The 17379-nt window shown below is 58.2% G+C and carries 15 protein-coding genes; 10 read left to right on the top strand and 5 right to left on the bottom strand.

Annotated features, from left to right (window positions below; all coding sequences use genetic code 11):
* Window position 1 precedes the first annotated feature (1 nt).
* The 10 genes from B2246_RS17740 (at window position 2) to B2246_RS17695 (ending at window position 9312) form a co-directional block, all read left to right on the top strand.
* Window positions 2-907 (top strand): SDR family oxidoreductase, encoded by a 906-nt coding sequence (locus tag B2246_RS17740; protein ID WP_286882526.1) that lies wholly within the window; start codon window positions 2-4, stop codon window positions 905-907.
* Window positions 908-915: 8 nt separating this feature from the next.
* On the top strand, window positions 916-1845 hold the full coding sequence (locus B2246_RS17735) for a MaoC/PaaZ C-terminal domain-containing protein (RefSeq protein WP_286882525.1): 930 nt from the start codon (window positions 916-918) through the stop codon (window positions 1843-1845).
* Window positions 1826-2503, top strand: coding sequence for a 3-oxoacid CoA-transferase subunit A (locus B2246_RS17730; RefSeq protein ID WP_286882524.1), 678 nt, complete (start codon window positions 1826-1828; stop codon window positions 2501-2503). Before B2246_RS17735 ends, B2246_RS17730 begins: the two co-directional genes overlap by 20 nt.
* Window positions 2491-3180 carry a CoA-transferase gene (locus B2246_RS17725; RefSeq protein ID WP_286882523.1) on the top strand — a complete coding sequence of 230 codons (690 nt, stop codon included), beginning with the start codon at window positions 2491-2493 and terminating at the stop codon, window positions 3178-3180. Before B2246_RS17730 ends, B2246_RS17725 begins: the two co-directional genes overlap by 13 nt.
* Before the next feature lie 3 nt (window positions 3181-3183).
* Window positions 3184-4395 (top strand): acyl-CoA dehydrogenase family protein, encoded by a 1212-nt coding sequence (locus B2246_RS17720; RefSeq protein WP_286882522.1) that lies wholly within the window; start codon window positions 3184-3186, stop codon window positions 4393-4395.
* Entirely contained in the window at window positions 4385-5374 is a 990-nt protein-coding gene (locus B2246_RS17715) for an acyl-CoA dehydrogenase family protein (protein ID WP_286882521.1), read from the top strand. The genes B2246_RS17720 and B2246_RS17715 overlap by 11 nt, the downstream gene beginning before the upstream one ends.
* A gap of 79 nt (window positions 5375-5453) precedes the next feature.
* On the top strand, window positions 5454-6407 hold the full coding sequence (locus tag B2246_RS17710) for a Bug family tripartite tricarboxylate transporter substrate binding protein (protein WP_286882520.1): 954 nt from the start codon (window positions 5454-5456) through the stop codon (window positions 6405-6407).
* Window positions 6404-7558, top strand: coding sequence for a CaiB/BaiF CoA transferase family protein (locus B2246_RS17705; protein ID WP_008652442.1), 1155 nt, complete (start codon window positions 6404-6406; stop codon window positions 7556-7558). Before B2246_RS17710 ends, B2246_RS17705 begins: the two co-directional genes overlap by 4 nt.
* A complete protein-coding gene (locus tag B2246_RS17700) occupies window positions 7555-8358 on the top strand; it encodes an enoyl-CoA hydratase (RefSeq protein WP_008652440.1) in 804 nt (267 codons plus the stop codon). The genes B2246_RS17705 and B2246_RS17700 overlap by 4 nt, the downstream gene beginning before the upstream one ends.
* An 18-nt stretch (window positions 8359-8376) precedes the next feature.
* On the top strand, window positions 8377-9312 hold the full coding sequence (locus tag B2246_RS17695) for a LysR family transcriptional regulator (RefSeq protein WP_286882518.1): 936 nt from the start codon (window positions 8377-8379) through the stop codon (window positions 9310-9312).
* A 335-nt stretch (window positions 9313-9647) separates the two neighbouring features.
* On the opposite strand, the gene B2246_RS17690 is transcribed toward B2246_RS17695, so the two are convergent.
* The 5 genes from B2246_RS17690 to B2246_RS17670 all read right to left on the bottom strand — a co-directional run bounded on the left by B2246_RS17690 (window position 9648) and on the right by B2246_RS17670 (window position 16144).
* Window positions 9648-10478 carry a fimbrial biogenesis chaperone gene (locus B2246_RS17690; protein ID WP_286882517.1) on the bottom strand — a complete coding sequence of 277 codons (831 nt, stop codon included), beginning with the start codon at window positions 10476-10478 and terminating at the stop codon, window positions 9648-9650.
* 64 nt (window positions 10479-10542) lie between these two features.
* Window positions 10543-11970 carry a fimbrial protein gene (locus B2246_RS17685; RefSeq protein WP_286882516.1) on the bottom strand — a complete coding sequence of 476 codons (1428 nt, stop codon included), beginning with the start codon at window positions 11968-11970 and terminating at the stop codon, window positions 10543-10545.
* Window positions 11971-11976: 6 nt separating this feature from the next.
* A complete protein-coding gene (locus tag B2246_RS17680) occupies window positions 11977-14649 on the bottom strand; it encodes a fimbria/pilus outer membrane usher protein (protein ID WP_234819013.1) in 2673 nt (890 codons plus the stop codon).
* 118 nt (window positions 14650-14767) lie between these two features.
* Window positions 14768-15526, bottom strand: coding sequence for a fimbrial biogenesis chaperone (locus B2246_RS17675; RefSeq protein WP_008652418.1), 759 nt, complete (start codon window positions 15524-15526; stop codon window positions 14768-14770).
* A 78-nt stretch (window positions 15527-15604) separates the two neighbouring features.
* Window positions 15605-16144 carry a fimbrial protein gene (locus B2246_RS17670; RefSeq protein WP_008652416.1) on the bottom strand — a complete coding sequence of 180 codons (540 nt, stop codon included), beginning with the start codon at window positions 16142-16144 and terminating at the stop codon, window positions 15605-15607.
* Window positions 16145-17379: the final 1235 nt, after the last annotated feature.

The raw sequence follows: 17379 nt of genomic DNA, 5'->3' as shown, positions 1-17379 counted from the left end.
CATGTTGAATGGAAAAGTAGTGGTAGTAACGGGGGCCGGCAATGGCATCGGGCGGGCGGCCGCGATTGAACTGGCGCGTCAGGGCGCCGGCGTCGTGGTCAATGATCTCAGCGTCTCTCTTGATGGTCGCGCGGCAGGCGACAACGCCGCGGAGCGGGTGGCCGAGGAGATTCGGCGTGCCGGCGGAGCCGCTGTGGCGAATTGCGATTCCGTTGCGGAGTATGCGGGCGCCAGGAGCATTGTCGCTACCGCCATCGAGCGATTCGGCAGAATCGATGCGGTAGTGAACAACGCCGGCATCGTGCGGGACAAGATGTTCTACAAGCTGACTCCCGAGGACTTCGACGCGGTCGTCAAGGTGCATCTTTACGGCACGTTCAACGTCAGCCATGCAGCCGCCGATCACTTTCAGAAGCAGGGTGGTGGCAGCCTGATCAACATGACGTCGAACTCTGCGGTCATCGGCAATCGGGGGCAAGCCAACTATTGCGCGGCCAAGCTTGGCATTGTCGGCATGTCCAAGGCGATCGCCCTGGACATGCAGCGCTTCAACGTTCGATCCAACTGCATTGCGCCGCTCGCCTGGAGCCGGATGACCGAGACCATTCCGGCAAAGACGCCCGAACAGGCAGCGCATATCGAGAAGATTCGTCGCATGGGACCCGAAACGATCGCGCCGTTGATTGCGTACCTGGCTTCGGATGCATCGGCGAACGTCTCGGGCCAGGTATTCGCCATCCGGCTCAACGAAATATTCCTGATGAGCCAGTCGCGACCTGCGAAGTCCGTGCATCGTTCCGAAGGCTGGACCTCGGACACCATCGCCACACACGGAATGCCGGCACTTCGCCAATCCTTCATGCCGCTGGACACTTCGGCGGAAGTGTTTGCCTGGGATCCAGTTTGAGGGTCACGATGCCTTTGGACTATCACCAACTGAAATCGACCCGTTTCGATGCCCTGCACCATCGTTATGGCGCGGACGACTGCATCCTGTACGCCCTTGGGGTTGGCGCCGGCCTGGGTGATCCCGATGCCTTCGGTGACGAGATCGAGTACCTCTACGAAGATGGGATTCGTGCATTGCCATCCATGGTGTCGGTCATTGCCTATCAGGGGTTCTGGATGCGAGATCCGGCACATGGCATTGACTGGAGAAAGGTCGTGCACGGCGAACAGCGCATGACGTTGTTCGGTCCGCTTCCCGCATCGGGCAGCGTCGTCAGCCGCAGTTGCGTGACACGCGTGACAGACAAGGGGGAGCGTGGTGGCGCTGTGGTTGCAGTGGAGCGTTGCATTTTCGACGAAGCGTCGGAGAGGTGCTTGGCGCGGATCGAGCAGGTCAACGTCTGCCGGGGCGATGGCGGCTACTCCGTGGGTGACAGTCTGCTTTCGGACACACCGCTGCCGCCTATACCGAGCCCACCGGAACGGCGGCCGGATGAGACGCTGCGGATGCCCACTGCCAGGAACCAGGCGGCGATCTATCGACTGACCGGTGACCGCAATCCACTGCATATCGACCCCGAAAGCGCAAGGAAGGCGGGCCTGGACGCGCCGATCCTGCATGGTGCTTCAATGGCAGGCATTGCCACTCGGGCAGTCTTGAGGCGGCCGCCGCTCGGTGGCGAGTGCTTTGTTTCCCAGATTGATATCCGGTTCACCGGCATGGCGTACCCGGGACGGAGCGTTGATGTCGAGTGCTGGCTCGGCGCCGATCGGACGGCTTTCCGGTGTCTGGAGGCGGACACCCACCGGGAGCTGGCCTTTGGGCATGTGGTCTGGGAGTTGGAGAGCGCAACGGGAACAGGATTGGAAACGGAATATGCAGAGCAAGCTGATTGACGCCGCTGAGACAGCGGTTGCCGACATTGAATCCGGCGCATCCATCTTTGTAGGTGGATTCGGCGGCGCGGGGATCCCGAGGCAACTACTCGCCGCGCTGTTGAACAGCACTGACGTCGGGGACCTCACGCTGATCAACAACAACGCAGGCAGTGGTGATCCAAGCTTCCTGGAGCTGGTGCGGGTTGGCAGGGTGCGGCGCATTGTCTGTTCCTACCCGCGGATGCCGGGATCGGAATTTCTCAGGGACCGGGTGATTGCCGGCAGCCTGGTGGTGGAAGTCATGCCACAGGGAACGCTTGTCGAGCGTATTCGTGCCGCGGGGGCGGGGCTCGGGGCGTTCTTCACGCCCACGGGATACGGGACGCCGTTCGCCGAAGGCAAGGAGACAAGGGTGATGAACGGACGCGGATACGTACTGGAGCAGCCGCTGCCTGCGGACTATGCCTTCGTCAACGCGTCTCGCGCGGACATGCTCGGCAATCTTGAATACCGCTATGCACAGCGAAACTTCGGGCCGGTGATGTGCACGGCCGCCGGCACCACGATCGTTGAAGCGGATGAGGTGGTCGATACGGGGATGCTTGACCCCTGCCACATCGTGACGCCGAGCATCTTTGTCAACCGCGTAGTCCGGAGAGATACATGCGCTGCCTGACGCGAAACGATATCGCCCGCCTTGTTGCGGAAGACTTTCCCAGGTACGCAGTGGTCAACCTGGGTATCGGGATGCCGACAATGGTGACTGAGCACATCTCACCGCGTCTTGGCATTCATCTCCATAGCGAGAACGGCATCCTGGGCATGGCGCAGCGAAACCCATCGGTGCCACCTGACCCGGATCTCATCAACGCCAGCAAGGAAAATGTGGCGCTCCAGCCCGGTGCATCGATCTGCGACCACGCACTGTCCTTCACGATGATGCGTGGGGGACATCTCGATATCACGGTGCTTGGGGCATTCGAAGTGGCTGCGAACGGCGACATTGCCAACTGGGCCCTCGGTGAAGGCGACCCGCTGCCGTCCGTTGGTGGGGCCATGGATCTTGCGGTTGGAACGCCGACAGTCTGGGTCATGATGGAAACGCTCACCCGTTCGAATGCTTCCCGTCTGGTCGCTCGCTGCGAATTGCCGCTGACGGCGCAGGGCGTCGTGAATCGCGTTTACACGGAGATTGGTGTCTTCGACGTAGCGGACGGGAGCTTTGTCCCGCGGGCGCTGGTGGAAGGTGTCTCTCCGGAGACCATCGGCCAATGGGTCGCAGGCCCGCTACGGTGGCGTGACGAACCGTTTGTCGTGCTGTCCAGCGGCACCTCTGACCATCCCACTCGTTGACCCATGCCGAACATCGAGATGAACACCGTGTCGGACACCAGCGAAGCGCCGGAGATCGTTGTGGAGGCCAGGGCCTGGCTGGAGGGGGGCCTGGCAGCCTTGCGCGAGGAGTTCCCATCGCACATGAATCCGAGCCAGGCGTGCCGGTTGCGCTGGAACGCGCTCCTCTGTGACGCCAATCTGATTGCCTTGACCTGGCCTGAGGAGTACGGCGGGCGCGCATTGCCCATAGCCGACCTGATCGCTTTCCACGAGCTTTGCGCTACCAAGGGGGCTCCTCAGCCGATCAACAGCATCGCGCACTCGATTCTGGCGCCGACCCTGCTTCAGTTCGGCACAGCGGCGCAGAAGGCACGTTTTCTCCCTGGCATTCGTCTTGGCACGGAAATCTGGTGTCAGGGTTACTCCGAGCCGGGATCGGGGTCCGATCTCGCATCGGTGAAGTCGCGGGCTGTCAAGGGCGAGGCCGGGTGGACCCTGAACGGGCACAAGATCTGGACCACCCAGGCGCATCTTGCGCGATGGTGCTTTGCGCTGGTTCGCACGGACCCGGAAAGCCAGGGACATCGAGGGCTCAGCTTCATGCTCGTCGATATGCAGTCGCCAGGCGTTCGTGTTTGTCCAATCCGCCAGCTAACGGGCGAGGCCGACTACAACGAGGTTTTCTTCGAGAATGTGACGGTACCCGACGAGAACATCGTCGGGCAGGTTGGAGATGGGTGGCGAGTTGCCATGGCCGCTGCGGAGTTCGAGCGCGGCATCTATTTCCTTCCCCGCGTCGTGCAACTGGAGCATGAGCTTGGCCGGGCTGAATCACTGCTGGCGCGCGTGTCGGCGGAAGGCAGCGACGCAGCGACCTACGGCTCCCGTTTGCTGGATGCACGGGATCGCTGTCAGGTGATTCGCTGGCGTGTGGAGAGGGTGGTAAGCCGGGTCGCAGCAGGCAACACCCCCGGGATTGATGGGGCGATCCTGAAGCTGCTCTGGAGTGAAACACGGCAGATGGTCATCGAGCTTCAACTTGACCTGTTGGGAGAACGTGCGGCGATCGGCCCCGGGGCGGATGGCGACTATGCCGAGGATGCTTCGATCGTTCGCGAGTTCCTGTGGTCGAGAGCGGAGACGATCGTTGCTGGTACATCCGAGATCCAGCGGAACATCATCGCAGAACGAGTCTTGGGCCTACCAAAGGACAAAATTGCCAATGCAGACTGAAGCCGACGAAATGCTGGTGGCATCGTTTGATCGACTGATCCGCGAGCAACATCCGATCGCCTATGCGAGAACTGCCTGTACGCACGACGCCGCCAGGCGCTATCTGCTCTGGTCGCTGCTGGATGAAGGTGGGTGGCTGGATCTGTGCCAATTCGAGTCGCAGGCGGAATCGCAGGTCCTCGCAATCGGTGAGTTGATGGGCCGTGCGCTTCTGACGCAGCCGCTCGCATTTTCCGCCTACGTGCTGAAGCCACTCTGCGATGACATGCCCGCGCTTGTCGATGCTGGTGTGATCCTTCCGCCCGAAACCCATCCCGGCGTCGGTCGTGTGGATGAAGGGGCCGGCGCCGGGCGATTCGTCGACTATCACGGCCAGGACGCCTGCTACTACCAGCTCTATCTGGGGGCAGACCGGAGGACGTGGGGGATCCGGCGGTACGCAGGATGCGACGTGCAGGAGATGGAAGGCATGGATGCATGTGGGCGACTGGGAGTGTTACCTGAGCGCGGTGCGCTTGCCGAGACGACGCTGACGCTTGCCGAGGCGGACATGGCGACGATTCTCCGACGGTATCTGGCGGTAGAACTGGCTCAGATGATCGGTGCAGCCGCCGCCTCGTTGGATATGGCGATTGGATATGCCAAGGAGCGGCGCCAGTTTGGCAGGCTGATTGGCCAGTATCAGGCGATCAAGCATCCGCTGGCAAATGCGTGGGTTGCGCTTGATAACGGTCGCTATGCCGTTCGCGCGCTATTGAGTGAATCTGAGAAGGGGCCGAGTCTCGCGGGCACGGCGAATCGGCTGGTGGCGGCAGCGGCCGCGCAGGCCACCAAGCTGTCGGTGCAGGTCCATGGCGGCATGGGGTTTGCCTGGGAGCATGACGCGCATCTGTTTCTCAAGCGCGTCTACCACATGGGCACGCGAACCCGGATTCTGGCGGCCCTGCTGGATCTGCTGCCAACATATTCCATTCGATGATAAATCTATGAAGACAATTCGCTTGTTTGCATGAATGGATCGGAACAACATGGTGGTCATCAGACAGAGGAGACATCTCATGAAGACACGTATTGCCGTCTTGTTGGCCGCCGTCATCGTTGCGCCACACGCTTTTGCCCAAGGCGACGGCTATCCGAACAAGCCGATCAAGCTGGTCGTTCCTTTCACGGCCGGCAGTGCTTCCGACACGGCGGCGCGCATTGTTGCCGAGGAGGTGCGTTCGTCGATTGGCACGATCATCGTGGACAATCGGCCGGGCGCCAACGGCATCATCGGCTCGAACTATGTGGCGAAGTCGCCGGCGGATGGCTACACGCTGTTGTTGACAAGCAGTTCCACGCATTCCGGCATCGAAGCGTTGTTCAAACGTCCCGGCTACGACCCGATCAAGGACTTTGTTCATATCTCCCGCATCGCTACGATCCCCATGGTGCTGGTCACGCGTCCGGATGCGCCATACAAGACGGCAAAGGACATGGCCCTGTACGCGCAGAAGAACCATCTGCGTTATGGCTACGGCAGCGGCTCGGCGCAGATCGCGGCCGCCACGTTCTCGCAGATGGCGAACGTGTCATCCGACGCCATTCCCTACAAAAGTCAGCCTCCTGCGGTGACCGATCTGCTCGGTGGGCAGATCGACTACATGGTGGCGGATACATCGGTCGTCATGAGTTTCCTTCACGGTGGCAAGCTCGATGGCCTGGCCATCACGAGTCCCAGGCGTTTGCCCGAGCTTCCCAACGTGCCGACGATGGTGGAGGCTGGATACAAGAACTTCGACCTGGTCGTATGGGTGGGGCTGGCCGCGCCGGCTGGCACGCCGGCGGCCGTCGTGGAGAAATGGAACAAGGCCGTGAACGATGCCGTGGCACGTCCCCCCGTCGTGGAGAAGCTTGCGAAGCTCGGCATGGTTGCGGCGCCGGCCAGCACGCGTGACTTCGCGGCATTCACTGTCGCTCAGCGTGGCATCTGGACGTCCAGGGCCACCAAGGCGGGTGTGGAGCAGCAATGACGCATCGCGCACCGGATACGACGGGGCCGCTTGCGGGCGTCCGTGTGCTGGATCTGACGTCGGTCATCATGGGTCCCGTCTGCACGCAGATTCTGGCCGACTATGGGGCGACGGTCGTGAAGATCGAGCCGCCTGATGGTGACGTGATGCGCCATGCCGGCAACAAGCGTGCGCCTGGCATGGGAAGCATGTTCCTTCATGCGAACCAGGGAAAATCGTCGGTCGTCCTGGATCTCAAGCGAGAGGATGATGTCCGAACGCTCAGAGAGATGCTACCGGGCTTTGACGTGCTGGTGCACAACGTGCGGCCGCAAGCCATGCGCAGGTTGGGGCTCGATGAAGCGGCCGTGCGCGGCCTGAATCCGTCGATCATCTATGTTGAACTGACCGGGTATGCAGAGGGTGGGCCGCTGCACGGACGTGCGGCGTATGACGACGTCATTCAGGCGCAGACGGGGCTGGCCGAATTGTTTGCACGCCAGACGGGCGGCGCGCCTCAGTATGTGCCGACGCTGATTGCAGACAGGGTGACCGGCCTGACGGCCGCGCACGCCACCATTGCGGCACTGTTCGCGCGCAAGAGCACGGGGCGCGGTGATACGGTTCGCGTATCGATGTTCGAGACGATGGCGGCGTTCGTTCTTGCGGATCACCTCGGCGGAGCGTCGTTCGAACCTTCGACTGGCGCAATGGGATACAGCCGCCTGCTGACACCGCACAGGAAGCCATATCGAACGCGCGATGGCTACATCGCAGCGGTTGTCTACAACGACAAGCACTGGAAGTCGTTCTTCGAGGCGATTGATGATCTCGCGACGTTCGAGCGCGACAGCCGGTTTCAAACTGCGCCCGCGCGGGCCGAGAACTACGACGTCATCTATGGCCACCTCGCGCAGGTCATGCTGACGCGCACCACCGACGCGTGGGTGGCGCTGCTGGAAGCCGCGGATATTCCGTGCGCGCGTGTCAATCGCGTGGAAGACCTGCTGGAAGATGCGCAGCTTCGCTCGGTTGGCTTCTTTGATCAGCGCGACTTCGGCGATGGTGGTCAGCGGCGTATCGTTGCACGCTTTCGCTCGCCAGCCGCGCAAAATGATCTTGCAACGCCGGCGCCGAAGCTTGGTCAGCAGGCAGGGGAACTGGAAGAATGAATCAGGAAACGGTGAAAATGGTGAACACGGAAGAGATCAAACATCTGGCGCTCGATGTATCGGAGCAGGGCGTGGCGACGCTGCGCATCGCCAATGGCACCAGTCTGAATATTCTGGACTCGGACACGATCGTCGAATTCACGCAAACGCTGCGTCGGCTAGCTCGTCGCCCTGACGTCCGGGTACTGGTGTTGCGCGGGACGGGGGAGAAGGCATTTGTTGGTGGCGCGAACATCAAGGAGCTGGCCAGGCTCCAGCCGGAGACGGCGGTGGCGTTCATCACGCGGTTGCACGATCTGTGCGAGGCAGTCCGCGATTTCCCGGTGCCGACGATCGCCCGTTTGTCGGGCTGGTGCATGGGGGGCGGCATGGAGTTTGCCGCCGCTTGCGATATCCGCATCGCTGACGAGCATGCCAATTTCGCCATGCCGGAAGTCAGGATCGGCATCCCGTCGGTCATTCATGCAAACATCCTTTCTCGCCTGATCGGTGAGGGGAACACGCGCTGGATGTTGCTGACCGGGTCCTCGATCAATGCTGCGCGCGCCCACGCCTGGGGATTTGTTCACGAGGTCGTTGCCAACGACGCGCTGGATGCCGCAGTTGCGCATACGGTATCCGAAATACTGGAGTGCGGGCCGGAAGCTGTGCGCGCGCAGAAGTTGCTGCTGCGCGCGTGGGAAGATCCTGCGATCGAGCGGGGGCTGAAGCACAGCATTGCCGTGTTTGGCGACGTCTACGCTGGGTCAGAACCGGATGCGTACATGGCGCGGTTTCTTGAGCGCAAGAAGAAAAGCTGACGGGCGCGGCGAGCGGTCATGTACCATCGAGCGCTCCGTCCAATTGCCAGCGCCATGAACTTCACACTCAGGGAGTTCCGAGTATTCCGCGTCGTGTACGAACTCCGCAGTTTCAGCGGAGCTTCCCAGGCCATTCACATGACGCAGTCGGCGGTGAGCAAGGTGTGCCAGGAGATGGAGGCCAAGGTCGGGCAGCGGCTCTTCGAACGGTCGACGCGCAAGGTGACACCAACCCAGTTGGCGCACCAGCTGTATGGCCATGTATGTGAAGTGCTCGGGACCATGGATGCCGCCGAGCGCAGTATGCAGAGCCTGCTGAACCTGGAAGCTGGCGAAGTCAGCGTCGCATCGTCGCCAATGATGTGCGTGGGATTGTTGCGTGGGGCGGTTTCGGCGTTCCACGAAGCCCATCCGGCGATCCGGATCGGCATGCATGAGTTGTCGACGGACGAGACGATCGAGTACGTGGTCAATGGAAAGGCCGACTTCGGACTGGTTTCGATGGAAGAAGCCCATCCCAAGCTCTCGATCGAGCACCTGTACAACGAATCCATGTTCGTGATCTGTGCCGGCGACCACGAACTGGCACGCAAGCGCAAGGTTAGCTGGGAGTTGCTTGCGGACTATCCGCAGATCTCCTTGCATTCAACGTTCAGCACACGGCGGACCATCGATCGCGTTTTTGCGTCGAGACACCTGACGTACTCGACATCCGTCGAGGTCGGGACGGTTCTGTCGGCCATCAGCTTTGCGAAGGCGCGGCTCGGGGTTACGGTGTTGCCCGGCTACGTTCGGGAGTTCGTATCGGAACTGGGCCTGGTAGCGAAGGCATTGCCCTGCGAGGGAGTCGAACACCCCATCTCACTCATTACACGCTGGAATGCGCGGCTTTCGACGCCAGCAGAATGTCTGCTTGACAGCGTCAGGAAGCGACTGGCCGCCGCACGAGCCTAGTTGCGTCAGAAGGCAGCGTCTCGATCCTGTCGTGTCCGAGGGCAACGCTCAGCATCGAACAATCAACTCGCACATCGCGTGGCGATAGTGGTAGTTCGGGCCGTTGTACGAGGTGTCGCGCTTGGAAGCCGTTTCAAAAAGATTCTGGAGTCGTTGCGGGGCCTTGCCGTACTACTTGTACTGTCTGCGGCCCCGCCCCGGGCTTTGCATGCCGATCTCGAACAGTCTCATGGATTCCAGAGGTGCGTCTGCTGCCCTTGCCTTGCTGGGTCCGCCTGTCAATACATGATTTAACGTAGGGGCGTGAAGCCGCATGGAAGGCAAAAATCAACGCTTTAATTCCCAATATGAACTGTACGCTCCCCGCCAACTGAATTCCCATCATCATTGACTAGCGAGAAGTGGATCCTTGCGTCATTGCTGACGCTGTCTTTTTGCGGGCTGAGATGGACGATGGTATTGGAGAAAGGCGCGATCATTTCCACGGGTGCCACTTGTGAGGCAGATCCAGTATCGACTTTAAGCGCCGAGATGGTTGCATAGTATGGCGTGGGATTTCTGATCTCCAAAAGGAACTCATCAGGCATTTTTGTCAAGGAAAACGCGAGGCGCTTCGGGAGTTCGTCTGATGGAAAAGGAAGTTTGCGAGGTCGAACGAAAACTTTGATCTGCGTCCGCATCGTTACAGTCACCAGCTGGCGCTCCGCAATAACGCTATTGGGCGTCGACGGTATCTCATAGATATTGAGCCAGAATAATGACTCGCGATCTTGCGGAAGCGCGGCACCGGAGTTTATTAGTCGGAGACTTGTCTGATCGCCGCGGCCGAGGCGGAATATTGGTGGAATTACGATTATCGGTGCGGTCGACTCTTGTGGCAGCGCGTCTATTCTGCCGTCGTCGACCCAGGCCTGAACAAGAACCGGATAATCATTGACATTAAATACCTGCAGAGACTGTTCAACAGCATCCGCCGCGTAAACAACCCGGGAGATTTCCGGTGTCACGCCAGCAGCTGCTTGCGGGCTCCATGTCTGCATAAGCATCGCGCTGAGGATAATTACCAGTCCAAGTGCGCGGAAACCGGAGAGAAGGCGCCAATCACTCCAGATTTTATTGATTCGGATTCCGCGGAACTCCGGTTTTTCGCGCCCTATCGGGGACATTGCTGATACACCTTGCAAGATAGGAATACTTATTAATCGTCGAGTCTGGATATGCGTAACATAGTCACTGGACTCGAACGACCACTTGGGCGGTCGCATTGAATCGGCCGGCGGTCACCGGTGTAACGCCGGGTGCGAACGCTTTGAGGGTTGCATTGAAGACGCGTGTATACGAAGTCATTCCGCCACTTGCAGGCCCGTTCGCCGTTGCGTCGTTTAGCACGGGGTCCCATCCGTCGATCGCACCTCCTGTCGTAACGTACTGATTTGTCAGGAAGTTCAATGGCGTGCCGTTTGGCCTGGACAGTGTCACGCCCACACCGGTCGCAACGCTCGGATCGATACCATAGCCATCGGAGAGTAGATAAGTGACGCCACTTCCCGCGGTTGTCAGGCCTGCTGCGATGGCGCTTTGCGCATTGGCGGGCTGGACGAGTACACCAAGAGCGGTCTGATTCGCGGCAGTTCCACTTATGAACGCAGACAGTCCGGAAGGTGTTGAGCTCTGGCACTGCATTTGTATAGTCACCGGCAGTTGTCTTGTGTTTCCCTGATTCAGTTCCCGGACAGATATTATTGGAAAACGTACTAAAGGCGTCGCGTTGGTTACCGCGCAGGTTGCAGCCCTTCTAACTATGACCGTCTGGTACGCATTGATTGCGCCTGGCCATGTGCTAGGCCAGCCTGAAAAGTTGGATGCGGAGTCGGCGTCTACAGCAAGGTTGCCTTTGATAACCGTCCCAGTGGCTCCCCCGACGAATGCGACATATCCTTGTGGCTGAGGTTGCGCCCAGGTACCTGTACCATTCGTAGCGCCAGACTGGCAAACCGTACACTGAAACATCTCCAGCCTGTATTGGCTGAAATTCTTTGCTTTGACGAGAATCCATCCCTGACTATCACGGTCCAGCCCGGTTAGGGGACGGGCTTTCCACGCCCGGCTGAGATAATCACCCGTAGTAATATTTGTTATCCGCGACACGACCCCCGTATAGTACGACCTGTAGGTTCCCGGGATACCAGATTGTGCACTTACGTCAGTGGCTCCCGCGTAAGAGGAATCGCCGTTTGTCGCATAGTACTCGTACAAGGTTCCATCTGCATCCGGAGAACATCGGAACAATACCTGCTCAGGGCTATAGCTTCCCACGCCACTTCCCCCGAGGTTATTGATTGACGAAACGCCGCTTCCGAGCAGCGTGCCATCTGGTACCAAAGCGGGTATGTTGACCGAGACGGTCATGGGATACGCGCCTTGCCCTGCCGTATCGACTGCGCCATTCCAATTCCTCGCAACAGTACCGGGATCGGTATAGAGGTAGGAGTTTGGACTCGTTGTCGTTGTCGTGATCGCCCAGCATCCTTTGGATGTCGACTGTGCTAACGCCAACATCGGTCCTGCTATGCCAACAATAAAGAGTAGCGCAGCAAGTGAAGGAATGAGACGCTCTTTCCCTAAACGAAGAATGAATATCTGCAAGCGGCGGATCATGGGTGGTTATTCCGAATTTCTGCCGGCTCCGGCAGGTGTATTTGCCATTGACATGTGCTCTTGAGCTCGTGCGGCAGTCTTGTCCGTATGAGCTGAACGGCATTTCCCCTCAAAACGCTGTATGACTTCCTTCGCATCCGCTGTCTTGAGGTCATAGCCGATGACGCACAGATCCTCCTTGCCTTCCCCCCATTTGACGGTCAGCGTGCCTTGGTCGTTTGGCACACGCGCATAGACCTGATTGCCTTGGCCAACGACGCCAATCGTCGTGCCAGAACTGTCGAGAACGGTGGCACCAAACGGCAATAGTTCTCCATCTGTACCCGTAGCGGTTATCAGCACCGCATGACCAGTGAGCGTCGAGAACTTGAGCAGGACAGAAGATCCGGCATATGGCGCGACCCTGACCTGGCTACCAGTTAGTTCTGCGTTTGGATTGATGCCCTTGGAATCGAGCGCCACATCGTTGTAGCGATAGGGCGTTAGCGAAGGCACGATTGCGAAGCCGAACCGGTTCACGAATGTCCCTGGAGCATTACGCACTGCCGCACCTTCCGCACCTTTTGCCTCGATGAGTCCGAAGGTATCGCTGAGATATCTCCCGAGCGTGACACCGCCTTCGTGCACAACCGCAGCGCCGCGTGCGTTCGCACCAGCCTGCCAATAGTTGTTGCCCTGCGAGTAGTTTGCACCGACTGTTACCGCCGACAGGTTCTTCTGCAGGTTGCCACTGAAGTTGCGCGATTCGTTTTGCGTCTGCCCGGCAACAGAGAATCCATAGCTAAGCGTCTGTGCCGTATCGGCGACGCCGCTTACGGATGTCTGATACGACACGCCTTGATCCGTGCTGTGCGCCACGCTGCCAGATACTGAAGCGGAGCGAGCTCCCAGATCGAGGGGTATGGAAACCGTAAACATCACGGCATTGGTCAACCTGGGCGGCGAACTTGGTAGCGGGGCGCCGCCAATCATGCCAGGAGCATTCCCACCGTAGAGCATGCCCGTTTGCTGACGGATTACCGATAAGTTGTAGCTGATGCGCCGATAATGGTTGTTGTAGCTGAGCTGGAATTGCGTATCCCGTGACCTTGAACTGTAATAGCTACTGGTCGAAGCGGATAAAGACAACGAGCCGAGTCCGTTGAGATTCTGATTGGCATTGACGGTAAATTGGTCCCGCTGACGATAGGTGCTGGAGATCCAATTGGCTCCGTTCTGCAAAGCTGCACGAGAGCTGATCGCATCGATAAAATCTCGATAACCATTTGTTGAATAGCGATAGCCTGCCAACGTGAACGTCGTCATTGTTTGCTGGATCGTATGACTGTAGTTGACAGAACTACGCCAGCCGTTCACGTTACCGCCCTGCGGTTCCTGCGCTCTCGACCACGCTGTGTTCACACCGAATGCTCCGACTTTCGTGCCAAACACGACTCCGCCAAGCACTGACTGATAGTCAGGTGAAATTCGCGCACCGCCGTTTGCCGTCAGTACATTCGTCAAACCGCGTTCATAAGTAACATCGGCAAATTTGGCGTTCGAGTCGGCTATCTGTCGTACCTGGCCAAGCGTCAGACTGTAGTGCGACAGGCCTGGGCGAAGCGAGTTCGGTACCGCCGAGAACGGCACAATGAACGTGGTGACCTCTCCGTTGGCTTCAAGAACCTGTACGGTCAGGTTCCCTTGGTAGCTTGTCGGATTGAGATCTTTGATGGAAAACGGACCCGGTGCCACCGTGGTCTGATAGATCGTTTGACCGTTCTGGCTGATTACGACGCGGGCGTTCGTATTTGCCACCCCATTGACCACAGGCGCATACCCTCGCATTGAATCCGACAACATGCGGTCGTCGCTTTCGATGTGCACGCCGGTGTATCCCACCGCGCTCAGGAGATTGCCCCCGGTGAAGCTCTGCCCAACGACGAGATTGCTGCGCAGCGAAACTAGCGGCCGCTCCGCATAAGTGCGGATATTGTTCCAATGAGAACGACTTTCCCCAAGCCCACTTGTATACGTGTAGGTCGATTGTTGGCGAAGACGCCAGAGTCCAACGTTCAGACCCGCATTGATGCCTGCGTAAGCGGAGTTTGACCGAGCGCCGTAGGCTGACGAGGTGTAATAGTTGGTGTCGTAGTTGACATATCCCATCGTCTGCCCGGCATTCAGATTGGCCGAGTCGACGAAACCGCGTGGCACTTGCTTCATCTGTGCTTGGGGGACGCCGATATCCAGGCGCAAGCGGGACAGGTCAAACGCAGTAGATGCCCCCGGCACGCGGCGCTCAAGCGGGACACAATTCTCGGCGTGAGGAACGGGTGCCAGAGTTTCCGGAGCGGGCGCGGCCCGCTTCCCCGTCGGGGCTAGCGACCGAGTCGACGTGCTGCCAGTTGCACTACCTTCATCAAGGAGTATGCCGCTGGAGGTCAGGAACTCGTCGTTCAAACAAGGGCCAACAACATCACCTTCCATGGCTCGGAAATCGACGGGCTTGCGTGCCGCGAAAGCACCATTGACGTAGATGTCGACCGGATAAATACCAGGCTCTACCGCACTTGCCTTGTTGAATCGTTCGATGTTGGCCACACCGAGCGATGAACCAAGAAGCAGTTTGCTGTCGAAGCTGTAGGCTAGCGTAGCGCCGCCAGACGCCTGCTTGTCAACGTTGATTGGAGCCGCCATAGCCTGAAGCGTTGATGCGGTAATGACTAGCGTACTCAGTATCACGGAAAGCAGAACAGTTCTGTTATGCCTCCAAATCACGGAACTACGAAAGCCACGGGTTCTCCCGTTAGTCATTTCAGTGCGCGCCTTGAACTGTTACCGGAAGCTCCGATTCACGAACTGCGCCGTAGTCATCGACATATTGCACTTTCGTATGGATGGGCGATTCGCCCGCAGGACAGCGTCCCTTCACGCTCCACTCCATGTCGGATTGGGGCGAGATCATGGCAGGGGAGAATGTCGCAACGTCTCCACCGCAAATCAAATTTCCGTTCGCGAGCGATATGTGGTAGCTCGATGCATTCTTTGCAATGATGCTTACATTGGCACCTTGCCGAACTATCTGAAAGCTGAGCTTTTCGATCGCTTTCTGAGGGCTTCCTTCGATACCAGACGGTCGGTAAAGTATCTTGATTCTGTTGCGTAGCATTACCAGCATTTGATTCTGGTTTGCATACGAAGAATTTAAGGAAGGAATTTCCAGGGTGTTAAGATAAAAGACAGATTCGCGGTCTTTAGGCAAATCCTTGCCCACATATAGCAGGCGAATTGTCTGGCCTGCAGTGGGTTCAATACGGAATACCGGCGGAGTGACAATAAAAGGTGCGTCAGCGGTCTTTGGAGTGGATTGCTCGTTTCCAGAGTCAACCCATACTTGCATCACGCTGGGGCTGCTTCCTTGATTGGTGAACTGCAGACTTTCTCCGGGCGACCGTCCGTCGTAGATCACGCGGGTGCCAGTCATGGTTACGCTGCCAATGGCGGAACCTGCTTGTAGCGCGAGCACGATGCTCAGTACGGCGCCTAGAACAGGCATGGGGTAACGCGAGGCCATTTCAACAACTCTCAGTTTTCTCCGCCCGAAGGCTCCTGGGCCTGTCCGAGAAGACAGACCCGGGAACTCCAGTCGTATTTACAGATAGCTCACTGCATACTGGACGCTACCCAGCACCGAACCGGCAGTTGCGCCGCCTGGCTCGGAGATGTACTGAACAGCGAAATCATGCGATGCCGACGTGGCGCCGACTGGCAGCGTGAGGCCGCTGGCTGCGTAGCCACCAGCATTGCCCAGGTTGAAGGGCACCGTCGGCGTCGCCGGATCAAGCAATTGCAGAGCGACATTCGTAGCTGTGCCGGTGTTGCCGAGGTTCCCGGCTGCCGTAACCTGGTTGCCCACGAAGACAGTCTTGATTGCTTGCGTGGTGGTTGTCGGCGCTACACAGCCGCTTACACCCACAGTGAAAGACGTCGTTCCTGCAGTCGCGCCCGCAGAAGTCAAAACCGTCGATGAGACGGCTGGCAACAGAACCGTAGGGTTGGCTGCGTTACCGTTGATCGTGACCTGGCAGGTCTGATCCGTAACTTCCCCTTGAAAGTTGATCGTATTCCCACTGGCCGCGTACGCCATGACCGGTGCGATGGATGCTGCAAGAATAATGAGATGCTTTTTCATGATCTAATTTCGTTTGTTAATTGATGGTAATCTCCACCTGGAAAGTGGTCGTTCTCTACTCCAGATCGTCCCTTTCGGACACGTTTTTGAGCTGAAACTGAATAACCAGATTTCTGCCGCGCGTCCCTAATCGGTTCTTTGCCAACATAATCTCCCGATCAAGATCTGCTCACATCGCACAACCACTTGATACGATAGTGGTATAAGAAGTTTTCTATTTATATAGAACGAGTTCTAAAAATAGATTCCCGGCACTGTCCAACGGTGCGCAAACCTGGGGGGAGGATCTCCGGCGTGTTTCAATGTGATGATTAGTTCGGAGTGGAGCGAGTCCTGCGAGGGGGAGTAAGACGTGGGCAGGATGATTCACTTTCGTTGCCGAGCGCGCGAGGATTACAACGGCCGCGACAATGTAGGGCAGGGTAGTGGCATAGGAGCGAGCTGAATCTTCCTGACTGCCGCTCAAGTCAAGGGAACGTCACCCTGGAACCATTCTTCGGTTTACTGATTTGCGCGGCACGCGCCATTTCCCGCGAGCGTCGCCAGGCGATCACGAGTATCTGTAGCGGCACTGAGTGCTGCGTCTCTCTCGGCGATTGCCACAGCCGCTGATTTCTTGTGCTGCTCGCTCTGGCGCGGGGGAGGGGTGGTGGTGATCAGCGCCGCAAACACTCCGGGCTTGTCAGCACTTCCGCCCTTTTTTCTTCGTTCTAGTCATAGAACGTAGTCGTATGCCTACCCGCTATCGTAAGTGGGGACTGTGCCCGCCGATTCGGGGGGGGGCTCCACAGGCGTACGAGCCCATGGAGATACAAGCGTTCCTCGGTCGCTCTCCGGCTGAGTATTTCCTTCGGATCTACACAGCATTTGGCTGAATTTTCGCTGAGTGCTGGCGCTCGCCTGGATCAGGCTTCGGCTGCGTTCGTTTCTTTTCAGGAAATCTTCATCTAACCGCACTCATATACCATAAACATTGTTATGCGCCATTTTTATTTAATCTGATGATGATGGGATGGTAGATCATATTTTATAGATTTTATCGATAAATATATGATCTGGAGTCTAAGCTGTGGTGTTCAGCATGTTTGTAAATGCTAGCGCCCACTCTAAAAATAGAATCTATTCTATATCCGGCGCAAAAAAATCGATTTAATTTGCCACCGTGGGTCGGCAGATTGACGGCTGATTCGCTGACCATTTCCGGTAATGGGTTGACCTTGCCCCTGTTCCACGAA

The organism is Cupriavidus sp. UBA2010 (assembly GCF_002335265.1).
Taxonomy (GTDB): Bacteria; Pseudomonadota; Gammaproteobacteria; order Burkholderiales; family Burkholderiaceae; genus Cupriavidus; species Cupriavidus metallidurans.
This window is presented reverse-complemented; position numbering and strand designations above follow the sequence as displayed.